Annotated in this window: 21 protein-coding genes; 8 read left to right on the top strand and 13 right to left on the bottom strand. The window is 44.3% G+C overall.

All coding sequences use genetic code 11. From position 1 onward, the window contains the following. Positions 1-72: 72 nt before the first annotated feature. The 13 genes from K360_RS0102790 to K360_RS0102730 all read right to left on the bottom strand — a co-directional run bounded on the left by K360_RS0102790 (position 73) and on the right by K360_RS0102730 (position 13,708). Positions 73-360, bottom strand: a complete 288-nt coding sequence (locus K360_RS0102790) for a hypothetical protein (RefSeq protein WP_024821669.1) — start codon at positions 358-360, stop codon at positions 73-75. A 3-nt stretch (positions 361-363) separates the two neighbouring features. After that, complete coding sequence (locus K360_RS0102785) at positions 364-834, bottom strand: hydrogenase maturation protease (RefSeq protein WP_024821668.1); 471 nt, start codon at positions 832-834, stop codon at positions 364-366. Between the two features lie 62 nt (positions 835-896). Next, complete coding sequence (locus tag K360_RS0102780; RefSeq protein ID WP_024821667.1) at positions 897-2,330, bottom strand: Ni/Fe hydrogenase subunit alpha; 1,434 nt, start codon at positions 2,328-2,330, stop codon at positions 897-899. A 21-nt stretch (positions 2,331-2,351) separates the two neighbouring features. Continuing rightward, the gene (locus K360_RS0102775) at positions 2,352-2,891 is read right to left on the bottom strand and encodes an NADH-quinone oxidoreductase subunit B family protein (RefSeq protein WP_024821666.1); all 540 of its coding nucleotides are present in this window, start codon (positions 2,889-2,891) and stop codon (positions 2,352-2,354) included. Between the two features lie 3 nt (positions 2,892-2,894). Next, positions 2,895-4,916: a molybdopterin-dependent oxidoreductase gene (locus K360_RS0102770; protein WP_024821665.1), complete on the bottom strand. Its 2,022-nt coding sequence runs from the start codon at positions 4,914-4,916 to the stop codon at positions 2,895-2,897. Positions 4,917-4,937: 21 nt separating this feature from the next. Next, entirely contained in the window at positions 4,938-6,731 is a 1,794-nt protein-coding gene (locus K360_RS0102765) for an NADH-quinone oxidoreductase subunit NuoF (RefSeq protein ID WP_024821664.1), read from the bottom strand. 15 nt (positions 6,732-6,746) lie between these two features. Further along, a complete protein-coding gene (locus K360_RS0102760; RefSeq protein ID WP_024821663.1) occupies positions 6,747-7,115 on the bottom strand; it encodes a (2Fe-2S) ferredoxin domain-containing protein in 369 nt (122 codons plus the stop codon). 17 nt (positions 7,116-7,132) lie between these two features. Further along, positions 7,133-7,603 (bottom strand): NADH-quinone oxidoreductase subunit NuoE, encoded by a 471-nt coding sequence (nuoE, locus tag K360_RS0102755; RefSeq protein WP_024821662.1) that lies wholly within the window; start codon positions 7,601-7,603, stop codon positions 7,133-7,135. Between the two features lie 404 nt (positions 7,604-8,007). Beyond that, positions 8,008-8,676 carry an energy-coupling factor ABC transporter ATP-binding protein gene (locus K360_RS0102750; RefSeq protein WP_024821661.1) on the bottom strand — a complete coding sequence of 223 codons (669 nt, stop codon included), beginning with the start codon at positions 8,674-8,676 and terminating at the stop codon, positions 8,008-8,010. Then, positions 8,673-9,368: an ABC transporter permease gene (locus K360_RS0102745; RefSeq protein WP_024821660.1), complete on the bottom strand. Its 696-nt coding sequence runs from the start codon at positions 9,366-9,368 to the stop codon at positions 8,673-8,675. Before K360_RS0102745 ends, K360_RS0102750 begins: the two co-directional genes overlap by 4 nt. Before the next feature lie 101 nt (positions 9,369-9,469). Continuing rightward, positions 9,470-10,315: an ABC transporter substrate-binding protein gene (locus tag K360_RS0102740; RefSeq protein ID WP_024821659.1), complete on the bottom strand. Its 846-nt coding sequence runs from the start codon at positions 10,313-10,315 to the stop codon at positions 9,470-9,472. A gap of 327 nt (positions 10,316-10,642) precedes the next feature. Beyond that, a complete protein-coding gene (locus K360_RS0102735; protein ID WP_024821658.1) occupies positions 10,643-12,031 on the bottom strand; it encodes an MATE family efflux transporter in 1,389 nt (462 codons plus the stop codon). A gap of 15 nt (positions 12,032-12,046) precedes the next feature. Beyond that, on the bottom strand, positions 12,047-13,708 hold the full coding sequence (locus K360_RS0102730) for a phosphoenolpyruvate carboxykinase (ATP) (RefSeq protein ID WP_024821657.1): 1,662 nt from the start codon (positions 13,706-13,708) through the stop codon (positions 12,047-12,049). 324 nt (positions 13,709-14,032) lie between these two features. Between K360_RS0102730 and K360_RS0102725 the strand changes: the two genes are divergently transcribed. The 8 genes from K360_RS0102725 to K360_RS0102690 all read left to right on the top strand — a co-directional run bounded on the left by K360_RS0102725 (position 14,033) and on the right by K360_RS0102690 (position 23,318). Beyond that, positions 14,033-16,084: a ribonucleoside triphosphate reductase gene (locus tag K360_RS0102725; RefSeq protein WP_051461093.1), complete on the top strand. Its 2,052-nt coding sequence runs from the start codon at positions 14,033-14,035 to the stop codon at positions 16,082-16,084. Then, entirely contained in the window at positions 16,081-16,776 is a 696-nt protein-coding gene (locus K360_RS0102720) for an anaerobic ribonucleoside-triphosphate reductase activating protein (protein WP_024821655.1), read from the top strand. The genes K360_RS0102725 and K360_RS0102720 overlap by 4 nt, the downstream gene beginning before the upstream one ends. A 37-nt stretch (positions 16,777-16,813) precedes the next feature. Beyond that, positions 16,814-16,966, top strand: a complete 153-nt coding sequence (nrdD, locus tag K360_RS11300) for an anaerobic ribonucleoside-triphosphate reductase (RefSeq protein ID WP_024821654.1) — start codon at positions 16,814-16,816, stop codon at positions 16,964-16,966. Positions 16,967-17,107: 141 nt separating this feature from the next. Next, complete coding sequence (locus tag K360_RS0102710) at positions 17,108-18,637, top strand: ABC transporter ATP-binding protein (protein WP_024821653.1); 1,530 nt, start codon at positions 17,108-17,110, stop codon at positions 18,635-18,637. Then, positions 18,637-19,698: an ABC transporter permease gene (locus K360_RS0102705; RefSeq protein WP_034326202.1), complete on the top strand. Its 1,062-nt coding sequence runs from the start codon at positions 18,637-18,639 to the stop codon at positions 19,696-19,698. Before K360_RS0102710 ends, K360_RS0102705 begins: the two co-directional genes overlap by 1 nt. Positions 19,699-19,700: 2 nt before the next feature. Next, positions 19,701-20,561: an ABC transporter permease gene (locus K360_RS0102700; protein ID WP_024821651.1), complete on the top strand. Its 861-nt coding sequence runs from the start codon at positions 19,701-19,703 to the stop codon at positions 20,559-20,561. Positions 20,562-20,591: 30 nt separating this feature from the next. Then, on the top strand, positions 20,592-21,596 hold the full coding sequence (locus tag K360_RS0102695; RefSeq protein ID WP_024821650.1) for a BMP family lipoprotein: 1,005 nt from the start codon (positions 20,592-20,594) through the stop codon (positions 21,594-21,596). Between the two features lie 75 nt (positions 21,597-21,671). Next, complete coding sequence (locus K360_RS0102690; protein WP_024821649.1) at positions 21,672-23,318, top strand: bifunctional metallophosphatase/5'-nucleotidase; 1,647 nt, start codon at positions 21,672-21,674, stop codon at positions 23,316-23,318. Positions 23,319-23,343 lie beyond the last annotated feature (25 nt).

Genomic DNA, 23,343 nt, shown 5'->3' with positions numbered 1-23,343 from the left:
AAATACGGGAGGCAAAAAATTCTACCTCCCGTTGTAGAATAAAACTTCAGATTTGAGACATAATTTTATATTCTAGTGGTGATGATGGCAATGAGCCTCCTCACATCCCTCTAAGAGAAAACTTCCTTCCATCTCCGTTAGAGCTTCCCATAGCCTTTTAAGCACTGTCCTTTTGGCTTTAATAGCCTGAAAGAAGGTATTTTTGCCTTCGACACTCTCTACTGCGTGCCATCTGGCCACTAAACTCGTTATAGAATCCAGCTCTTCAGAAATAGTTTCTCTTAAAAGTTCCGCTTCTTCCAGAGCCCCGTGTACATGGACATGACCTTCAGTTGCTTCTGGCGTAATAACTTTGCACATGGTTTATTCTCCTTCTTGTAAAGATATAAATTCTTTCCACCACTTCCGAAAGGCTTCCTCCGCCTTCTTCGCTCCATCCATACATTGGGAGGTTATTATTTCACTGAAATTAAAAGAAAAACCAGAGATAGAAAGAAGCAATGTTTTCGGCTTCACCATTCCCAGCCTCTCCATAAGAGACAAGAGCCATGCTGGACCCATAGAATGGATATTTAACCCTTCAAGGAGAGGATTCGCATCTAACTCTTCTAGCGCATATCCTTCTGGGAATTGTCTTGCATCGGCGTCAACAAAAACGACAACATCCATGTCTTCCAAATCGTAAACTAGCTCTGGAAGAAGCTGTTGACCACTCCATATACTCACAGAAACTCCCTGCTCTTCCAACCAACTTGCCACTAATGGAGCCACATATAAACCGACACTATCATCTTCACGATAAGGATTTCCAAATCCAGCTATAAAGACTTTCATACAAGCTCCTTTAGAAAAGCAAGGCCGGGAAAACAACACCGACCTTGCCATAATACAACAAATTAATTCTTTTCTACAGTTCGAATCTCTCGCCCATTCTCATCCACTATTGTCATCTTCAGCGGCATTCGTCCTACAGCGTGGGTAGAGCAGGAGAGGCAAGGGTCATAACACCGAATCACATGTTCCATCCGGTTCAGGGCTCCCTCTTTGACAGTACCGCCATGAACATACTGCCGAGCCACCATTTCAACGCCTTTATTCATGGCATAATTATTATGACCGGTAGCAACAATAAGGTTTACTTTTGTTATAGCACCCTTTTCGTCCACCTGGTAATGGTGGATCAATGTTCCGCGGGGAGCTTCTATGACTCCTATGCCCTCCGGCTGAAGTTCGCTTGATGTAATTCTGAGTTCGCTTCCGGTGATATCTGGATCATGAAGCAGTTCTTCCATACGCTCCGCAGCATATAAAGCTTCAATAAGTCGCGCATAGTGATAGTACATAGTATAGTGCACCACACCATCATTTGTCAGTTTTCTAAAGGCTATCAACTCTGCTGAAGCTTCTGGAGTAGAAATTCCATCACAAGCGTTGAGACGCCCTAATGGCCCAACTCGATAACTACCATGAGGGAAACCCAACGGTCTATAGAAGGGGAATTTTAAATAGCTCCACGGTTCCACATGCTCTCCGATAAAAGAAACATATTCTTTGCTGTCGAATTCATCGGTAATTCTACCTCGTGGACTTCGAAGACGAATACGTCCATCGTAAAGCTCTAAGTCCCCTTCACGAACAAGACCGAGATAAGATGTTTCAAGAGTTGCAAACTCTTTGGCTTCTCTTCCATGTTCTGCGAGATAGTTTTTGATTAAGTCCAAGGCTTTTCGAAGGTCTTCTTTTATTTTAGGAAGCCTTCCCAATAGTTCATCTCGTTCCTCTACCTTCAGGCTCCTGTTCACACCACCTGGAATGCTGTGCCATGGATGAATTTTTTTACCTCCGAGCGTTCTAATTACTTCCTGTCCGAACTTTCGTATTGTCACACCCATAACGGCAAGGTCTGGAAATTCCTGCACTAGCCCTGCCACATTTCTCTTTGCCGGATCAGCATCAAACCCGAAAAGCAAGTCCGGACTTGATAAGTGGAAAAAAGAGAGAGCATGAGACTGAACAAACTGTCCCATATGCATTAACTCTCGCAATTTATGAGCCGTAGGAGTAATGGTAACTCCAAGGACTGCGTCACACGCCTTGGCCGAAGCAAGATGATGGCTGACAGGACAAATGCCGCAAATTCTAGGGGTAATAACCGGCATTTCCCTGAAATCTCGCCCCTTGGTAAAGGCTTCAAACCCTCTGAACTGAGTGACGTGAAAACGAGCCCCCTCTACCTCGCCCTTACCATTCAACATTACCGTAATTTTTCCATGTCCCTCGATACGGGAGACAGGATTGACAACGATTGTTTTTGCTTTCTCTGCACTCATTTTAAGTCCCCTCCCTGCTCCCTAGTCATACCTCATCATATCCACAGGGACCTTAGGAATTCGACCCTGAAGGATCTCCTGGAAAACGTAATAGATAGTATCCGCATCCGGAGGGCATCCAGGAACATAAACATCCACCTTTACTTCATAGTCTACCGGAATGGCATGGGGCAAAAGATGGGGGATATTTTCTCCTGGAATCACAGCCGTGGGGTTCACCGTAGAGACAGTATTCACGTACCCTTCCTTGAGGACATCTTCAGGTTTCATGAAATTTCTCATACAGTTAATGCCACCGAAGACAGCACAATCGCCCCAAGCAATGAGTATTTTACACTTCTTACGTAACTCCTTAGCAAGGTGAAGCTCTTCCTCGTTACCCAAGGCCCCTTCTATAACTCCTACTTCCACCTCAGGAAACTCCTTAATATCCGTTATCGGTGTAGCTGTAAGATCCACCTTATCCAGGAGGTCGATAATCCGCTCATCGATATCGAGAAAGGACATATGGCATCCGGCACAGGCTTCAAGCCATACAGTAGCGACTTTTGGTTTCGACATTCTCTACACCTCCTCAGAGGAGACCACTTGGGCCTTATCAGGAGAAAATCTCGACTTAAAAATGTTTTCACAGGGCGAAGCAGAAGAAGAGACAAGTGAAATGCCCATTTTTGACGCGAGATCCTGAAAAACCTTTGAAAGCCCACGGAGCCCTTCCTTAGGAGGAACAATCATATTAACTCGACGTCGCTCCCCTTCCAAAGTACAGAAGTGCCCACTTCGTTCGTACCATGCCGGCATTGGGAGAAGAACGTCTGCCATATTCACAAGAGGACTCACCATGTACGGCGTTTGTACAACTACAAACCGGGCTTTATTCACAGCTTCAAGGGATTTGGGATCTTCCGGAACCATGCCTGTGGAATTCACATAAAGGAAATCCATGTCAACACTTTCCAGCCAGGGCTTTTCCCCGAGTACCGTATTCCAGGCACCAAGGCTATTGCCACTGAGTACCATGGGGACAAGACCTAATCCATCTTCAAAAATACCCTGAGCTGTAATAGCCATGTTGACAGCTTCGATGACAATTTGAGGATATTTTGCCAACCTCGAACCCAGAATGACAATTGGGTGCTGGGCTTCAGAAAGATACTTTACAGCCTTCGCCACCTCTTCTGGCTCTATTCCGGCTAAGTCCGCTACAGAGGAAATCCGGTTCTCAGCATCCTCTCGTCCTGCTACAGCCTCGGTGAGAGAGACAAGAGCCCCATGCAAAACTTCTGCAGAAATACGAATATCCACATCGCTAATGGACTCAAATGGATTGTCTTTCGCCGAGAAATTAATAAGTTTGGCTCCATTTTTAACAGTTGCAACACGAATATAACTCGCCACCACGGGAGCTTCTTCCTGGGGATTACCACCTATGACTATAATAGCATCGCTATTAAGGATATTATGAGCGGCCGTAAAAGGGCGAATTCCTTGGCTCATAAAGGGACGGAATCCCTCATTAAACCCTCGAAGTACATCCCCATTAAAACAATCTATTTTCTCGAGCTTCAAAGCACCACGGAAGAAATCAGATATCACTGTTAATTCCTCATCTGTGGAAAGCCCCGAAACTAACGCCCCGGCCTTCCCTTCAACTCTGGCTGAAGTTAACTTGTCTGCCACAACTTCCAAAGCCTCATCCCAAGAAGCTTCGTGGAAAGATGAACCTGACCGCACCATGGGAACGGAAAGGCGCGTCCGTTCCGTAGATTCGGGAAGCCACCAGCGACCTTTATGGCACAATTGTCCTCCATCAGGACTATTAACAGCCGCCCCCTCTACTCGAGCTACACTTCCTGTCCGCACATATGCTTTTATTTTGCAACCTAACGGACAGAGAGGGCAAATACTTTCCACAATGTCGTCGCAATCATTACGACGCCCACGGTAGACGAAGTCACGAATGGTAATGGTACCAGTAGGGCATACCTGAGCACAGGCCCCACAGGAAATACACGTATCACTTTCACCAAGAACTTTACCGAGATCTGAAACAACGCTGGCATTCCAGCCTCGTTTTTCAAGATCTAAAGTATGAGCTCCGACTTTCTCATCGCACACACGAATGCACCGCAAACAAAGGATGCATCGATTATGGTCCATCTGCAAATCTTCATCTGTAGCATCATTATGAAAATCTGCATACAGATAAGGATAACGAACCTTATCCATTCCATGTTCGATTGCAAGACGCTGCAGTTCGCAATCTCCACTCTGAGAACAAAACATGCAAAAATGGTTTCTCCCTGCAAAAAGGAGTTCAAGAATCTGTCTTCTATATTCTGTTAATTTCTCCGTTTTAGTGTGAACAACCATACCATCAGAAGCAGGGGTCGTGCAGGCGGTTAAAAGCTTATTGTTCCCCTCTACTTCCACTACACACATTCTGCAAGAGCCTATTGCTGAAATTCCTTCTAAAAAGCAAAGGGTTGGAATATAGACATCATTCTTACGAGCAATATCTAGAATTGTATCTCCATGAACGCCTTTACAGGTTTTCCCGTCAATATTTAGAGTAATTTCGCTCATATTCGCATCCTCCCTGCCACTCTAGCCTTTATGAATGGCTCCGAAGGGGCACTTATCATAACAGGTGCCGCAACGGATACATCTCTCTGTGTCGATAGTGTACCCCAACGCTCTATCCCCAGGGATACAGTGTACCGGGCAGTTTCGAGCACAAAGGCCACAGCGCTTACAAAGGTCCTGGTCGATAGAGAATTCAATAAGTGCAGGGCAGACACCTGCCGGACACTTTTTATCTCGTACGTGAGCAATATACTCATCTTTAAAGTAACGAAGAGTTGTAAGTATAGGGTTAGGAGCAGTCTGCCCTAATCCGCACAGAGACATTTCCTTAACCATAAGGGCAAGGTTCTCCAATTTTTCGAGATCTTCAAGCGTGCCCTTACCTTCAGTAATTTTGTTAAGAAGCAACAACATTTGTTTTGTTCCTTCTCGGCAAGGAGTGCACTTCCCGCATGATTCACGCTGTGTAAATTCAAGGAAGAACTTAGCAACGTCAACCATACAGTTATCTTCGTCCATAACGACCATGCCGCCAGATCCCATAATGGCTCCGACTTCTGCAAGAGATTCATAGCTTACGGGAATGTCGAGATGTTCTTCCGTAAGGCACCCTCCACTGGGGCCTCCAATCTGGACAGCTTTAAACTTTTTATCGTTCAGAATACCGCCGCCTATATCGAAAATAATTTCTCTCAAGGTTATACCCATAGGAACTTCTACAAGACCAGTATGTTTCACCTTTCCTGTAAGGGCAAAAACCTTGGTCCCCTTAGATTTAGCAGTTCCCATGGCCGCATAATGAGCACCACCGTGACGAATAATATAAGCAACATTGGCCCACGTCTCAACGTTATTGATGTTAGTAGGTTTCCCCCATAGACCTTTATTTGCGGGGAAAGGCGGGCGGGGACGAGGCATGCCTCGCTGTCCCTCGATAGAGGCCATCAGAGCTGTTTCTTCTCCACACACAAAAGCTCCGGCCCCCTCCTTAATATGAACACGGAAGGAAAAATCGGTTCCCATAATGTGATCGCCAAGCAACCCATACTCCTCTGCTTTGGCGATGGCGGTTTTTAAACGAAGTATTGCTAAAGGATACTCCGCTCGACAATAAATATATCCTTCATTTGCACCTATAGCGTAAGCCCCTATCATCATGCCTTCAAGAACACAATGAGGATCCCCTTCCAATATAGAACGGTCCATGAAAGCACCTGGGTCTCCTTCATCTGCGTTACAAATTACGTATTTTTTATCTCCAGGAGCTTTGGCGCAAAAACTCCACTTCAACCCTGTAGGGAAGCCACCGCCTCCACGCCCTCGCAACCCAGAGGTTTTAATTTCATCGATAACCTGTTCGCGAGTCATTTCTATCAGAGCTTTGCCGAGGGCTTCATACCCGTGGCGAACAATGTACTCTTCTATATTATCTGGGTTGATATAGCCACAGTTTTCCAGAGCGATACGATGCTGTTTGCCGTAAAAAGGAATTTCTTTATAATGAGGGACTCTAGGAGCTTCTTCAGAGACGGTATAAAGAAGACGAGAGACAATGCGACCTTTCAACAAATGTTCTTCTACAATCTCTGAAACATCGCTCGCTTTAACTTGACAATAAAAGGTCCCTTCAGGATAAACCACCACAATTGGCCCCATCTCACACATTCCATGACAGCCCGTCGGGACAATAAGAACTTCTCTATCGAGTTTCTGCTTCCGCAGCTCATCGCGAAATGTGTCCATCACTTCGTGAGATCCGTTGGAGGTACATCCGGTTCCTCCACAGATAAGGACATGGGAACGATAGATTGGCATCCCCTTTTTCCCCCCTTAATCTGCTCTGCCAATAGCCATTTTTTCTACTATATGGCCATTAACAACGTGTTCAGCAATAATAGTAGGCACATCGCTCGGTGTTACGTTACCGTAAGTAATACGTTGCCCGTCCCGTATTACATCAACAAGGGGCTCATTTTGGCACATCCCAATACAACCAGTGGTCTGAACGTGTACTTCCGTAAGTTTCCTCTTTTCCACTTCATCCATAATAGCCGTCATTACTTCTCTAGCTCCAGCCGCTATCCCACAAGTTCCCATGCCAACAATAATGACAATTTTTCCTTCGGCTCGTGCCGAAGTCAGATCCTTTGAAGATTCCCGTATCTTTTTAAGTTCGTCAAGATTGCTGATCTTTGCCATAGCCGTCCTCCTCGTCGTTATTCAAACTTAGCAAGCATTCCGGCCACCATATCGGGGGCTAGACGCCCAAAAGTTTGGTTGTCTACCACCATGACAGGGGCAAGTCCACATGCTCCAAGGCAGGCAACCGGCTCAATGGTAAACCTGAGATCGTCAGTGGTCTCATTTTCGCTCACGCCAGTAAGCTCTTTTACTTTTTCCAAAATCTTGAGGCTTCCTCGAACGTGGCAGGCTGTACCACGGCAAACTCGAATAACATGTCGTCCTCGGGGCTTCAAATGGAACTGTGCATAAAAAGTCGCCACCCCATATATTTCTGCCTTGGGGATTTTTAATTCCCTGGAAATTGTTTCCATCACTTCGGGAGGCAGGTACCCGAACTCCTTCTGAGCTTCCTGAAGAATCGGGATGAGACCACCCTTCTGATTCTTCCACGGAGCCACCATATCCCGCGTTTTCTGGATCCTTTCCAATTCCACCTGTGCCATGATTCCCCTCCTTGTCGTGAATTCCCAGAAAATCTGGGAAAAGGACCTCTTTCTGCAAGACTTTAAATAGACAAAAGGCCGCCTCCCCTTGGAAAGCGACCCCTTTTTTCTTTTTACAGAGGGGTTTGTTTATTTCTTCTTTTCACCATCAACCAAGAGCCCCCTCGTGCTTTTCCAGTAGAGGTAATAATTTTTGAAGAAAAGGAATATTCAAAAACTATGTTCATGCTATCACATGAACTACAACTGTACAACCCGATGAAAGAGTGTATATTGCGTCCATTATTCAAAAATTGCGAAATATCTGATTGGAATAAAAAAGATACCTCATAAAGAGATAGAAACAGCGGAAGAGAAAACAATCTGTACAGAAATAAATGATGGGAACGTAAGAGGGCATAAAATTAGGATTTTTTTATATCTTTTTCAATACACCCCTCAGAAAGGAAGATCAGCCTATCAGATACATTCTTTACCCACTCTGCATTGTGACTTACGAGTAATAAGGTTGTTCCCCACCTCTCTCGACACATTTTTATTGCATGTTGTATAAGATCAGCGCTCTCTTTATCCACACTGGCCGTAGGTTCATCGAGTAAAAGAACTTCTGGCTTTAAAACCAAACGACTGGCCAAAGCCACTCTCTGCGCCTCTCCTCCAGAAAGCTCAAACCACTTGCGAGAAGCAAAAATCACAGGGTCTAAGCCTACAACCGAAAGGGCCTCAGCTATTCTTTGTTCTCGCTCTTTTTTTATTATACCCCGCACTTTCAAACCAAAGCCAACATTCTCACGCACGCTTCTTTTTAACAAATACGCATCTTGTAATAAAAGAGTTACTGACCGTCTTAACTCAACTGTCAAATCCGAAACTAACTGTCCTTTAAAAGAAATGTGTCCTTCTACCGGGGTTTCCAAAAAAGCTAAAATGCGAAGCAACGTGCTTTTTCCACTGCCGTTAGGCCCCAAAATTCCCACAATTTCGCGAGAATATATTTCTAGCCCTTGAATATCCAGAACGCAATGATTTTTATAATAATGTCTTATTTTTTGGAGGGAATATAACGTCTTCATATGGCGCTTCTCCGTTTAAACTCAGAAAGGAGTAAATTGACTATTAATACAAGAAGTAGTAAGACGAGACCAAGAGCTATCCCCATGGCAAATTCCCCTTTTCCTGTTTCCAGAGCGATAGCCGTAGTAATAGTTCGAGTATGCCATTTGATGTTACCACCCAACATCATAGAAACGCCTACCTCAGAAATAATTCGACTATAGGCCGCAATTCCAGCCACTATAACGGCATATCGTGCCTCCCAAAGAGTACTTAAAATCAGCTGTTTTCTTGTAGCGCCCAAAGTGAGAAGAGTATGACGAAGCTGTACTTCAAGCCCTTCCACGGCGGACGCAGTAAGGGCAATAACAATTGGAAGGCCCAGGAAAACCTGTCCCACTACTACTCCCTCTAGAGTAAAAAGAAGACCAGCACTGCCCAAAGGTCCTCGCCTGGAAATAAAAGAGTACACAATCAGGCCCACAACTACTGTGGGAAGGGCCAAAAGGGTATCTACACCTGTGCGGATAATAGAGCGCCCAGGAAAAGAAACGGTACCAAGCATAAAACCTAAGGGAATGCCTATAAGTATAGTGGCTAAAACAGATATAGATGAAATTTTAAGGGTCGTAATAATAGCGGACCAGGTTTCAGGGTCACCTGAAAAAAGCAAGTCTATCGCTGTTGTGAAACCTTGTGAGATGTATCCCACGATATATCTCCTCTTCAACTTTTAATAAGCGCTGTCTTCCTTATTGAAGACAGCGCTTATTTTTTCACAATCTCAATCTATTCCACTATTGAGTATTAGCGCTATTGCTGAGCGTTGGGGAAGAATAATGTCTTCCCCAGGAGGGTGTATTGTCCTACCTTTTCTTGAACTACAGGAGAGACCATCCAGTCAATAAACTGCAACGCCAGATCGTACTTTACATTATCACAACGAGTCGGGTTCACGGCTATGACGCTGTATTGGTTTCTTAAAGCCACATCCCCTTCTACCGCTATATCAAAAAGAGATTTTCCCTTATTCACATCTTCGTACTTAATATATGTGCCCCGATCTGTCATAGTGTAACCAGAACGTTCTGCTGCAATATTGATAGTATTCATCATCCCTTGACCAGTCTGAATGTACCACGACTCTTTATCAGGAGCCATACCGACCTCTTCCCACAAATCCATTTCCAAGATATGAGTCCCAGATTTATCTCCGCGACTGACGAAAGGAGAACCAGAAGCCGCAATCTGTTTCAACGCATCCAACACTGACATCCCTTTTATCTTTGCCGGATCGTCCTTAGGACCGATAATAATAAAATCGTTATACATTACCTGGCGACGATTGACTCCATAACCATCCTGTACATATTTTTTTTCCGTGTCAGGAGCATGCACAAGTAATACGTCCACATCGCAATTTTTCCCTAATTCTAAAGCCTTTCCAGTGCCAACAGCCACCCACTGTAACTCAATCCCCGTGTCTTCTTTAAAAAGCGGCGCAAGATAATCAAGCAACCCTGTATTATCAGTGCTCGTAGTTGTAGCCATTCGCAGTACATTGTCAGCAGCAAAGAGAGGTGACCCTACCCATATGAAAAACATCGCAAGGAGTAAGGCGAGAATGCCTTTGCGATACTTCTTATAGTATATACACATATTAATATACCCCCTCTCCAATATAAAAATCCCCATATGTACACCTATGGGGAGGGTATCATACCGTTAATTTAAAAGCAATGTATGTTTTTCTAAAAAATTCTCTCAGGGAACTCGCCCTGTTGGGGCGCAAACATGCAGAGAAGAGAGGGAACCTAATCTAGCAGGATGCCAGTTTCCAAATTCATCTTTTTGCAAGAAACGCTGAATTTCCGGAGTTTTACTACGTTAGAGATGTAACGACAAAAATACCAAATTCCGTCTTGCTCCTTTATTCACACAGGCGTCGTCCTCCTTATCGAGAGCATTATACTGCCATATTTCAAGCTATGCAGTCGTTTGCACGTCCTGTCTCTCTTCGGAAACTGTCTCTATCCTATATCTTTCCAAATATTGGAATTGTCTCTTCAGGAGAAAGGCTGCAAGTAAACCTCCCCCTACGTCGGATATGGGGAAAGCCATCCAGACCCCATCCGTACCTAAGAGAGGAGGCAGGAAAAGAAGAGGAGGGATAAAAAACAGTACCTGGCGACAAATATTAAGCAGCAGGCTTTGACGTCCTAATCCAAGGGCTTGAAAGGTATAAGACGCGACAATGGTTATGCCCGCAAAGACGACACAACTATAAGAGATAACAAGGCCTCTGGCTGCCATGGAAATAAGCTCTGGGCTTGTAGAATTAAAAACTTTCACAAGACATTGAGGGAAAGCATAGACAACAATGCAGCTTAAGGCAAAAAAAGCTATAGCTCCGCCAAGGGCGAACTTAATAGTAGATTTGACTCTATCGATATTTCTCGCTCCAAAATTATATCCAATTATGGGCTGAGCCCCTTCCCCCACCCCAAGAACCGGTAAAAAAAGCATGGAGTCAAGACTGAAAAAAACACCAAGAGCCGAAATGGCAACCTCTCCCCCATAAACTTTCAATCTCTGATTGAGAAGCCCCAAGATAAAAGTAAAAGTAGACTCTAATATAAAGGGAGCCATACCAATAGAGACAATACGCTTTACAATATCTTTTCGAAGACACATATATTTAAAGCGGATACGCAGAGTCCCCTTTTTCCTCACATAGAAAGAAAGAGCCCAAAGAGCAGCAAGCATTTGGGAAATAATGGTAGCTAAAGCAGCACCTTCAAGCCCCATGTTAAAGACGAGTATCATTAACGCGTCAAGGAGAATATTACTTCCAGCTCCTAATAAAAGGGTCATCATGGCAAAATGGGGGAACCCTTCTGCTCTAATGAAATAGTTGAATCCGAAGCTCAAAAGAGAGAACGGCATCCCTATTAATATAATTTGCAAATAGCTCCTGCCATAAGGAAGCAACGTTTCTGTGGCTCCTCCTAAACGCAAAACAACATCGAGAAAAAACCATCCTAATATCATGGCAAAAATACTTGCTAATCCTAGCAAACAGATAGCATTACCCATAATATTTTCAGCATGTCGATGCTTCTTTTGCCCTAAAGATATAGAGATAAGAGCAGAAGAACCTACTCCAACAAGAAGCCCTACCGCTACTCCAGCTACCATAAAAGGGAAAGCTACCGCTATGGCCGCAATTCCCGTTGGGCCTACAGCATGCCCCACAAAAATGCGATCTACAATATTATAGAGCGCATTAGCAACAAGCCCCGTAATTGCCGGAGCAGAGAAATGAAAAAGAAGACGGGGGATCGATTCCTCCCCCATCCTACGAAACATATCCATTTTTTCACCTGCTTACTAAGCTTCGCTTGGATACCCCAAATCTTTCGTTACATTTTGCAGTGCTTCCAGCGTTTCACGAGGAAGTCTATCTGTCCCACCTCGTTCTGATTCCCTAGATTTAATGAAAGCAATGCGATCTTTCATCCTGGCGAAAATCTCTTTTTTGTATTGAACATCTTTTAAGTCTACTGGAAACTCTTCGAGCTCCATAAATTCCAATTTCGACAACGGCAGAAGAGGAGAAAACCGAGCTCGTCCCTCCACAATAGACTCTATAATCTGGAGCGTATGATGAGGTTTTACTTTCTTCCCCATGAAATCACCTGTATTAAGAATATAGCAGTCGACTCCTCCTGACAACAGTGTTTTAAAGCACTCGTAATCCACACTGAGAGGATACGTACGGAAAGGATTAGCGTAGGGCTCAAAAACCAGGGCATTAGGGTCCACTCCAGGCGCCAGGCGTTCCGCTGTAGTCCTACGAGTAGCCAAGGTCGCCCCCATAGTGGCACCGAGAATAGGATCGGAAATTTTGAGCACTGGAGGGATAGTAGGATCCTTCATCAGCCAGAAAACAGCATTGATAGGCTCGTCAATACGATCCACTCGCGTAGGCGACCATAACTTGGATTTAATAGCCCGCCCATTCCCGTTTCGAAGATCTTCCGTTACTGCATAGATAAATCCGTTCTCTTTTTGTATAGCCCCGCAATTTTGTAAAGTAACAATAAATTTATTGTCCTCGCAGTCCATCGGATAATCTTGAACTTTATCAAAATAAGCTGGCTCAAGGGCTATGGAAAATCTGTCTTTCAGGTTGATAACGAAGGCATCATCGTGAAGAACTGTGATATCATAACGATTTCCGTGGCGAGCATGGGTTATAGTGGATTTCCCAGAGCCAGACAATCCAAAAACAGCCATCACAAAAGAGCGATTTCCTTGAAGATTATACCGTTTAAGCCCTCCGTGGCACGAGGCAAAACCGTTACGGACAGCAGTCCCCCAAGCTAAAGTAAGGGTTCCTTTCTTCAATTCACCAAAATAACGCATCCCTAATATAGCAGCACAGTTATGTTCTGGATCGAAGAGAGCAAGGCCCAGAGGATAATCTGGGTGCTTCCATTCAGGGTCGACAAAAATATAGATATCTCCATCAGGATACTGACGAGATTCTTTATACATGTCGTTATAAATCTTATTTGTATACTGAAAATTCAGTAGCCAGTTATAGAGCATATTTTCATGGCCTTCAGGAATCAGGAGGTGAGCTTTCACCATAAAGTCTTTTTCCAAGCCAATGACAGCTTCTGCAGCATAAAGATGTCTGTACCGAGTTTGATAAACGGCCTCTCTCAACAAAGAAGCCATTTCATCCACAAAAACCCCAGGGTCGCCTATAATCCGTCGAGCAGCGGCACATCGACCTACCACAGCGCCATCATTGAAAAGAAGGACATGGCTTCCCTTAGGTAATCCCTGACCTTCTGGTTCATATACTGGCATTCCTGTTAACTCCACTGTGCCAGAACTCCGCCTAGCAAGCTCATAAGCTTCACGAGGCGACGAGATGGGAAATACATTATTTCCCCAAAATGCTGTCTCGACAGTCGTCCGAATCCTCGAGACTATCTTTCCGAAAGACTCTCGATCAACAAACTTTTCATATGTGGCCATAAGGACTCTCCTTTTCTCGTCTCCGCATATGTTTAATCAAACATATGTTTTCTTATTTCGTAAAGGGTGAAGAGTTAGTTCGCTTCTAGCATCTTCCGCTCTCTTTCTCCCGATAGTTTATCAATCTTACAATAAGCAAGAAGATCCGACCATAAGAATAATGATTTTTAAATAAAAAAGCCGAATAACCATATATATAGAGTTATAATAAAGAAACATTGGCTTATATAGTGTCCTATAGCATACACGCCGGTTTGGATTTTTTCTTCATGGGATGTATAATCAGGCCCCAAAACAATAGCACACGCATTGAGGAGGTTTCTCATGGTGATACGTCAGATTCGTAAAAGAGACGGTCATGAAGTGCCGTTTGATGAAAAGAAAATCACCACAGCTGTCATGAAAGCAGCTCGGGCCGTCGGACACGAAGACCCTCTAGCAGTAGGCCAGGAAGTAACCCGCCAAATCGTATCCCTTCTGGAGATATTTTTTAACAAAGAGGGGATACCTACAGTAGAGCAAGTACAAGATCTTGTAGAAAAGATTCTTATTGAAAAAGGGTACGCCACTGTAGCCAAAGCGTATATTCTCTACAGAGAACAACATGCCAAGATGAGGGATACTCGCAAGCTTCTTGGAAACGCTGCCGATATGATCGACAAATATCTACAAAAGCTCGACTGGAAAGTAAACGAAAATAGTAATATGAGCTACTCTCTCCAAGGGCTGAACAACTATATCGCATCAGAGATAACAGCTCAATACTGGCTTCAGGAAATATATCCCCCCGAGATACGGGAAAAACATGTCTCTGGTGATTTGCATATCCATGACCTTAGCAACCTCTCGGTATATTGTTGCGGATGGGATCTTTACGATTTGCTTGTCAGTGGCTTCACTGGGGTACAGACTAAAATCAGCAGCAAACCAGCTAAACATTTCCGCAGCCTTTTAGGACAAATCGTTAACTTTTTTTACACTATGCAGGGGGAGTCGGCTGGAGCCCAGGCCTTCTCAAACTTCGACACATATTTAGCCCCTTTTATTTATTACGATACATTGAATTACCGGGATGTGAAACAGGCTCTACAGGAATTTATCTTTAACCTGAATGTACCAACAAGAGTTGGCTTTCAAACCCCCTTTACGAATATTACCATGGATCTCGTTCCTCCTCGCATACTCGCCGGCCTTCCCGCCATAGTCGGAGGCAAGCCCATGGATAAAACATACGGGGAGTTCCAGAATGAAATGGACATGCTCAACAGGGCGTTTGCTGAAATAATGCTAGAAGGAGATGCTACTGGAAAGGTATTCCCCTTCCCCATCCCCACTTACAACATTACGAAAGATTTCGATTGGAACAACGAGGTTCTTAATACTGTGTGGGAAATGACGGCTCGCTATGGCATCCCTTATTTTTCAAACTTCGTCAATTCAGATATGAAACCAGATGATGCTCGTTCCATGTGTTGCCGACTTCGACTCGATAATCGAGAGCTCCGTAAAAGAGGGGGAGGCCTTTTTGGCTCCAACCCCATGACAGGATCTATAGGAGTCGTAACACTGAATTTGCCGCGTATCGGATATTTAGCCACAAGCGAAGAGGATTTTCTAGGTAAGATTTTTGAGCTCATGGAGATAGCGAAAGAAAGCCTTGAAACAAAACGAAAAGTGTTAGAGAGGCTCACTGACGCCAACCTGTACCCTTACTCAAAATTCTATCTTCGATCCATCAAAGAAGAGAGTGGTTCGTACTGGAACAATCACTTCAACACCATCGGCATCAACGGGATGAATGAAGCGCTATTAAATTTCATGGGAAAGACTATCGCTCATGAAGAAGGGATGACTTTTGCCATTCGGATTATGGACGCCATGCGAAATCGCCTTGCCGATTTCCAGGAGGAGACTGGCAATCTTTACAATCTGGAAGCCACCCCCGCAGAAGGGACAAGTTACCGTTTTGCCAGGCTTGATAAAGATCGGTTTGGAAATAGCATTATAGCGGCAAACGAAGAACATGTCCGGCAATGGGGAGCAGAACCATATTATACGAATTCTACCCAACTGCCTGTAGGCTACACTGATGATATTTTTGAGGCCCTTGAACTTCAAGACAGCCTTCAAACTCTCTATACAGGAGGGACTGTATTTCACGGCTTCCTTGGGGAGAGCATGCCCAGTGGAGAGAGCACAAAAAGACTCGTCCGGAAAATAGCTGAACATTTCCATCTCCCCTATTTTACTATCACGCCTACGTTCAGCATTTGCCCCATCCACGGCTACATTCCAGGGGCGCACGAGTATTGTCCCTATTGTGATGCCGAGAACGGTATTACAGAGGAAACAATCGAAGAAGTGGTAGAACATTGAAAATAGCTGGTCTTATCCCTTCAAGTTTGATCGATTATCCAGAGAAAATAGCAGCCGTCGTTTTCACAAAAGGGTGCAATTTCAGGTGTCCTTATTGTCATAATCCCGAACTTGTAAACACCCTGGATAACGTAGATTTTCTTGAGGAAAAAGATTTTTTCGGATTTCTAAATAAAAGATTTGGTCTCCTTGACGGTGTAGTTGTTACTGGGGGAGAACCTACCCTTTATTATAAAGAGCTCCCTGCTTTTTTACGTCAGATTAAAGAGATGGGATTCTTAGTAAAACTTGATACGAATGGAAGTCATCCAGAAGTAATACGTTTTCTTTATAGCGAACATCTTGTTGATTTTATAGCTATGGATATAAAGGCTTCTCCTGAAGGCTATTTGAAAACGGCGGGGTACCCTGGATCTTTGGAGCCTATTATGGAAAGTATTTCCTTAATAGCACAAGGCCCGATCCTTTACGAGTTTAGAACTACCGTAGTTCCAGGGCTAACAAGCAATAAGGAAATGGAGGGCCTTTGCCGAATGATACGAGGAGCCCAGACCTATGTAATTCAAAATTTCAGGGGCACTCGCACTCTTTCTCCAACCTTCTCTTCCTGTCGAAGCTTCTCTCTTCAGGAACTCAAGGAATTTCAGGACATTGCCAGGGAATATGTAAAAAATGTTACTTTACGGCCTTAACGATTTCATAACGTAAACAAGGGGGTCAAAACAGATCATGGAAAACAAAAAACGAACACGATGTGAAGTATATTCCCGAGTTGTGGGCTTTTTAACACCGATATCGCAATGGAATAAGGGTAAAAAGGAAGAGTTTCGCGATAGAAAAACTTTTGATAAAGTCATTCATCAATCTGAACCTACAAAATAAAGTGGACTCTCTTGCAGAGGGATTTGCACTCAAAGGCATCTGTTGCACAACAGATGCCTTTTCCTTTCTAACGTTTTTTTAAATCATGCTACAATAAAGTTGTTTAAAAAATACTTCCCACCCGAATTGGAGGGAGAGACTATGCCGTCTCTGTCGATTTCCGGCCTCACTAAAACCTTTGGGAAATTCAAGGCCGTAGACGATTTCTCTCTTGAAGTCGCCAGCGGAACAGTTCATTCCCTCGTAGGCGAAAACGGCGCCGGAAAATCTACCGTAGTAAAATGCATTTATGGTCTTTATAGTCCAACTGCAGGATCTTTTGCCCTCGACGGTCAGCCTGTCGTCATCAAAACCCCTCGCGACGCAATGAAACGAGGAATCGGAATGGTTCATCAACACTTCATGCTCGTTCCATCTTTGCCCGTATACCGAAATGTTGTTCTTGGCGATGAACCTCGCCGCGGTTTTATTTTCGATCATGAAACTGCTATCGAAACCGTTACAAAACTGTCTGAACAATATGATCTTAAAATCGATCCTCTTGCCCCTGTGCACTCCTTACCTGTAGGGATACAACAACGGGTAGAGATATTAAAGATACTCTACCGAAAAGCGGAAATCCTTATTTTCGACGAGCCAACGGCCGTTCTTTCTCCACAAGAAATAAAAGGGCTCTTTTCCATTATTCGAAGTTTTAAAAAGGCCGGTAAAACTATTATTTTCATAGCTCATAACCTTTCTGAAGTCCTCGCTATTTCTGACATTATAACTGTTATGCGCAAGGGGAAACATATAGCTACACTTCCTCGAGAAAAAGCGACAAAAGAGGAACTTGCAACGTTAATGGTAGGACACAGTGTCCATATGCCCGTACTGTCAGAAGCCTCCGTATCCCAAGGAGAAGCCGTCATAGAAATACAAAATCTTTCTGTCATTGGTGACCGGGGAGAAGAAGCCGTAAAAAACGTTTCTTTCTCTGTACATGGTAGTGAAATATTGGGGATTGCAGGTATCACCGGTAACGGGCAAAGTGAACTGGAAGAGGCTCTCTCCGGTCTTCGACCTGTATTTAAAGGGGCCATTCGTATGAAAGGCATAGACATTACACGGGAAGCTTCTTTGAAGCGACGACATTTAGGCCTATCATATATACCTGAAGACCGCATAAAAACTGGTTTGGCTCCCCTGGCCTCTTTGAAAGACAATGCTCTTCTTGGCTATCAATACAAACAGCCTTATCTTCGTGGGCAATTCTTCCAAAACTTCCAAGCTATCCGGCTTTTTACCACAGAGCTTATGAGAAAGTACGGTGTCGCAGCCGCCAGTGAAAATATACAGGCAGGGACACTTTCAGGCGGGAACATGCAACGTTTAGTCATGGCACGCGAACTAGAACAGGACCCGTGTTTCTTACTGGTATCCCAGCCTACTCGTGGAGTAGATATAGGAGGAATTTCCTTCATTCACGATCGCTTATTGTCTCTGCGTAGAAATGGTAAAGCTATTCTACTCATCTCAGCCGATCTCGACGAAATTCTTTCTCTGAGCGATAGAATTGCTGTTATGCATCGAGGGCACATCGTAGCAGTTTTAGATCGCCAAGAAGCCACACGGAATCTTGTAGGTCGTCTCATGCTTGAGGGAACCGTACCTACTGCCAAGGAGGAGTGATGATTGTGAGTCTCTTTTCCAGAGACTGGCTGGTACGCTATCGCGACCAGTGCATTATTCTCGTATCTTTCTTTTTGAGCCTCCTTATTGGGGCTATTCTCATTACTTTGTATGGAGCAAATCCTATTGAAGCCTACGCCCAAATGGTTTCGGGAGCATTAGGCGATACTGATGCTATTTTAGCCACATTAGCAAGAGCTGTACCTCTTGTCCTTTCTACCATGAGCATATCTATAGCTTTTTATGGAGGTATGTGGAATATAGGGGCTGAAGGGCAACTTTATCTCGGAGCTTTTACTGCTGCTTTGATTGGCATCGAATTAGGCGCTTTACCTGGGCTCCTTCTTATCCCTCTCGGGCTCCTCGCCGGAGTCGGAGCTGCTACATTCTGGGCGTGGATGCCCGCTAAGCTTAGCCTTGATCGAGACCTTAACATCGTAGTCCTTACAATCATGCTTAATTCTATTGCCATTCTCTTCACAACTTTTATGGCGACAGGGCCTTACGCCGGAGTTCGAACCAGTTCTGGCAGCACCGATAAAATAGCTGAAGCCATGAGATTAACCCACTTCCAGCTATTTGGAACCCTTAACACCGGAGCCTACATTGCTATAGCTGCCATACTTATCGTAACAGTACTTATGGTTTTTTCCGTTTGGGGATACGACTGGAGATGTTCTCGCATGAATACGCGTTTTGCTCGGTACGGGGGGATAGATGTTCGGAAAAGACAAATGTCAGCTATGCTTCTAAGTGGCGCTTTAGCCGGACTTGCTGGAAGCCTGCTCGTTATGGGCGACCATTATCGATTCCTTATTAACATTTCTCCAGGCTATACGTGGACTGGAATGATTTTGGCTATGATGGTGACCTACTCTCCAGTTGGAGGAATTATCGCTGCTCTCGTTTATTCTGTTATGAGTTCAGGTGCTCTTCAAATGGAAATTATCACAGACATTCCCCAAGAGCTGGTTTCCGTTATTGTCTGTTGCGCTGTCCTCTTTGTCACTGCAGGAATATCAATAGCGAATAGATTGGCCAACAGAATCAGGGAGGACTAGAGATGATAGACTTTATCAGGGCTACTATTAGGATGTCCACTCCCCTTCTTCTCACCGCTCTTGGAGGGACATGGACACAACAAACAGGAGTGCTCAATATAAGCCAAGAAGGAGCCATGCTTATCTCGGCTTTTTTTGCAGTCCTTGGTAACTATTTTTTTCAAAGCTGGATCATAGGAATCCTTTTTGGCATGGCCGCTGGTCTCCTCTTCAACATGATTTTTGCTCTTCTCTGTGTTTTTCTACGTGCTAACATATGGGTTGTAGGCATGACTCTAAACATTTTAGCCGACAGCCTTTCTATCCTTTTGATGAAAAGTATTTTTCACGTCAAAGGTGGATTTAGAGATCCCAGCATGGTACGTATTCCCGACATTAATGTTCCTTGGCTTGGTGATCTCTCTCTTATTATCGTTGTTGCGCTCATGCTCTTTTTCATTTTCTGGTTTATAGACTCAAAAACTGTTTTTGGGCTGAGGCTCAAAGCCACAGGAGAGAATGAAGAGGCTCTTTCTGCGGCTGGCATCTCTCCTATCCAGATCCGTTTCAAAGCCCTCGCCATCAATGGTCTTATGGTAGGTCTAGCAGGAGCCTTTCTCTCCACTTCCTATTTAGTAGCTTTCGTAAGCGGAATGAGCGCTGAGCGAGGCTGGCTAGCAGTGGCAGCTGTTATTTTTGGGGATGGGAATCTACTTTGGACCACTGTTGGGGTTCTCCTTTTCGGGGCGGCCCAGACACTCGGCATTGAACTTCAATCCTTCGGTTTTTCCAGCCATTTGGCCCTTATGCTTCCTTATATACTGGTTATTGTTGCCTTAATTTTTAAGAATTGGAAACGGATGAAACAGGCACAGGAAGCCTGATCAAAACATAAACAGATGAGGTGATGGGAAATGAACAAAAAGGTGTGGTGTTTACTATTGGCAGGGGTGCTTCTTTTTAGCAGTCTTGCCGGCGTTGCAGCTGCGGCTGATACGTTGAAAGTAGCTTTGGTTATTGCTAACAAGCTGGGAGACGCTTCTTTCTACGATTCCGCTAATGCTGGATTGGAACGGGCTAAAAAAGAATTAGGCATTATCGGAAAGGTCGTAGAGTGTAATTTTGACCCTGCAAACTACGTTCCTTATTTAGCAACAGCAGCAAAGAATTTTGATCTTGTTTTTGTAGTGGGCTTTGAATTCATGGATGCCATTGAACAGGTCGCTCCTGAATTCCCCAATACTGACTTCGCTTATTTTGATGTATCAGGAGAAACAGCTCACGTAACTTATGTAGACTTTAAGGAAAATGAAGGAAGCTTCCTCGCTGGGGCTCTGGCCGCCTTAATGACTACCAGAGAAAATGATCCCCATGTGAATAAAGAAGCCATTATTGGTGCTGTAGGTGGAGAAGATATCCCCGTCATCCACAATTTCTTTGTAGGTTATGAACAAGGTGCCAAATATGTAAATCCCGATTGTAAAGTCTTGACAGGTTTTGTGGGTAGCTGGTCAGATCCAGCCAAAGGGAAGGAAATGGCTCTCAACCAATACCATAACGGAGCCGATGTTATCTTCCAGGTTGCTGGTGGGACAGGAGAAGGTGTCATAGCCGCTGCTAAAGAGGCTGGATTCTATGCGATAGGAGTAGATTCTCCGCAAGAACATCTGGCTCCTGAAGTTGTCCTGACCTCCATGTTAAAACGTCTTGACAACGCTGCTTTCGACCTTATCAAAGCAAAACTTGACAACAACTACCCTCGCGGCCAGGTTGTCTCTTATGACCTGAAAAATAACGGCGTTGGGTTAAATTGGCCTGAAAGTGCTCTAAAGCTGGTTCCACAAGATGTACGAGACCGACTTGACGAGGTCACGAAAGAGATCATCGAAGGAAAAGTAGTTGTAGAAGAATATAAATAAAGCTATCCACAGTTCTGTTTTATAAATATTTCATTATTCTTGCCTTAAATACTAAAATAAAGGGAGGTAGGGAATATGAAGAAACGGTTTAGCAGAGGTTTGCTCGCATTCTGTCTCGTCCTTATCCTCGCTGTTGGGGCCTTTGCGGCAGATGGTTCCGTCACTCTTTTGACTCTTAACGACATTCACAGCCACATATATCCATACACTATCAGTCAAACTGTGAATGGGGAAAAAGTAAAAGTTGAAGTTGGTGGATTAGCACGGGCATCTACTGTTATACACAAAGAGAAAGGGCAAGACCCTGGCAACGTATTTGCTCTTGAAATGGGAGATATTAACGAGGGCCCCCTTTTCTTCTTCTTTAAAGGCCTGGCAGAAATACGAGCTCTCAATCTAGCCGGCATAGATGTGGGTACATTGGGGAACCATGAGTTTGACTTAGGTCCCTCCGTATTGGAGGATGTCATGCGTTACGCTCGTTTCCCATTTACAGTGGCAAACCTTCACACAAAATTATCGATTTTCCAAAATCTATATCATCCCTACGTTATCAAGGAAGCCGCTAACGGGTTGAGAGTAGGTTTCTTCGGCCTTATCGCTCCAGAACTCGCCTCTGTAACAAGTGGAAGCCGGGACTTCACTGTAGGACAAGATTTAGTTGCTGAAGCAAAGCGGATGGTCTCCCTTCTGCAAAAAGAGGATTGTGACGTTATTGTAGCCATGACCCACACTGGAATATATGCCGATCGAGCTATAGCAGAATCTGTAAAGGGCATTCATATCATTACAGGTGGACATACTCATACACTACTGGAAACGCCGGAAATTGTTACTGGACCTGACGGCTGGAAAACCATGATCACACAAGCAGGATCTATGGGTCGATACATTGGGGTGGCAAATGTTTCCGTAAAAAATGGAGCCCTCGATACAGATAACTCCAAATGGGAGGCTCGAGAACTTGTTGCATCTATCCCCCTGGATCGCCGGATATCCATTCTCGTAAACCCCTTCCAGCAAAAACTTGACGAACAACTTTCAGAACCTATCGGCATGATGAACCAAGATGCTGATGCTACAAAAGCGGCAGTTCGTCAGAGAGAAGCTGGCATAGGAAACTTCATAGCCGATGCGTTACGGTGGAACGGACAAACTCAAATAGGTCTTATGAACGGTGGAAGTATTCGAGGAGATAAGGTATACCCTGCAGGAGAAGTTTCTTACAAAACCTTGTACGAACTCTTACCCTATGGGAATACTCTCATTCGATTTACTCTCACTGGTGAACAGATTCGAGATATCCTCGAGATTTCCGGTTCAGCCCTCATTAAAGAAGGAGAAGAGTACGATGGGAACCTCCGTACGCCTTCTGGCGGGTTCCTCCAGGTTTCTGGTTTGAAAGTTACATACGATTTAAGTCGCAAACCAGCTATTATAAATAACGATGGAGAACGCATTTCTGTAGGAGAACGAGTAGTGGATGTACAGGTAGAGAACTCTGATGGGACCTGGTCTCCCTTGGAAAGTGCTTCTATCTATACTATCACTACAAACGACTGGGTCGGACTTGGAGGAGATAAATATTACGTGTTTAAAATGGCCGCCCCAACAGCCTATGATACCCACCTTGGGGATGTAGAAAGTTTAGCTCAATACATTCGCCATATGGGTGGTGTAACCTTTCAAGAAGAAGGACGTATCGTTATCGAGAATAAATAAAGCAAAAAAAGGAGCTGACAGGACA

This window comes from Aminobacterium mobile DSM 12262 (genome assembly GCF_000526395.1).
GTDB classification, from domain to species: Bacteria; Synergistota; Synergistia; order Synergistales; family Aminobacteriaceae; genus Aminobacterium; species Aminobacterium mobile.
Note: the sequence above shows the minus strand (reverse complement) of the source record. Positions and strands in the feature narration are given on the sequence as shown.

Coding starts and splice junctions, on each gene's coding strand:
- K360_RS0102760 (WP_024821663.1), bottom strand. CDS start 7,115: ATGGCAAAGATCAGCAATCTTGACGAACTTAAAAAGATACGGGAATCT.
- K360_RS0102700 (WP_024821651.1), top strand. CDS start 19,701: ATGATAGACTTTATCAGGGCTACTATTAGGATGTCCACTCCCCTTCTT.
- K360_RS0102690 (WP_024821649.1), top strand. CDS start 21,672: ATGAAGAAACGGTTTAGCAGAGGTTTGCTCGCATTCTGTCTCGTCCTT.
- K360_RS0102790 (WP_024821669.1), bottom strand. CDS start 360: ATGTGCAAAGTTATTACGCCAGAAGCAACTGAAGGTCATGTCCATGTA.
- K360_RS0102775 (WP_024821666.1), bottom strand. CDS start 2,891: ATGTCGAAACCAAAAGTCGCTACTGTATGGCTTGAAGCCTGTGCCGGA.
- K360_RS0102740 (WP_024821659.1), bottom strand. CDS start 10,315: ATGTGTATATACTATAAGAAGTATCGCAAAGGCATTCTCGCCTTACTC.
- K360_RS0102765 (WP_024821664.1), bottom strand. CDS start 6,731: ATGCCAATCTATCGTTCCCATGTCCTTATCTGTGGAGGAACCGGATGT.
- K360_RS0102785 (WP_024821668.1), bottom strand. CDS start 834: ATGAAAGTCTTTATAGCTGGATTTGGAAATCCTTATCGTGAAGATGAT.
- K360_RS0102735 (WP_024821658.1), bottom strand. CDS start 12,031: ATGGATATGTTTCGTAGGATGGGGGAGGAATCGATCCCCCGTCTTCTT.
- nuoE (WP_024821662.1), bottom strand. CDS start 7,603: ATGGCACAGGTGGAATTGGAAAGGATCCAGAAAACGCGGGATATGGTG.
- K360_RS0102710 (WP_024821653.1), top strand. CDS start 17,108: ATGCCGTCTCTGTCGATTTCCGGCCTCACTAAAACCTTTGGGAAATTC.
- nrdD (WP_024821654.1), top strand. CDS start 16,814: ATGGAAAACAAAAAACGAACACGATGTGAAGTATATTCCCGAGTTGTG.
- K360_RS0102750 (WP_024821661.1), bottom strand. CDS start 8,676: ATGAAGACGTTATATTCCCTCCAAAAAATAAGACATTATTATAAAAAT.
- K360_RS0102695 (WP_024821650.1), top strand. CDS start 20,592: ATGAACAAAAAGGTGTGGTGTTTACTATTGGCAGGGGTGCTTCTTTTT.
- K360_RS0102725 (WP_051461093.1), top strand. CDS start 14,033: ATGGTGATACGTCAGATTCGTAAAAGAGACGGTCATGAAGTGCCGTTT.
- K360_RS0102730 (WP_024821657.1), bottom strand. CDS start 13,708: ATGGCCACATATGAAAAGTTTGTTGATCGAGAGTCTTTCGGAAAGATA.
- K360_RS0102705 (WP_034326202.1), top strand. CDS start 18,637: ATGATTGTGAGTCTCTTTTCCAGAGACTGGCTGGTACGCTATCGCGAC.
- K360_RS0102780 (WP_024821667.1), bottom strand. CDS start 2,330: ATGAGTGCAGAGAAAGCAAAAACAATCGTTGTCAATCCTGTCTCCCGT.
- K360_RS0102770 (WP_024821665.1), bottom strand. CDS start 4,916: ATGAGCGAAATTACTCTAAATATTGACGGGAAAACCTGTAAAGGCGTT.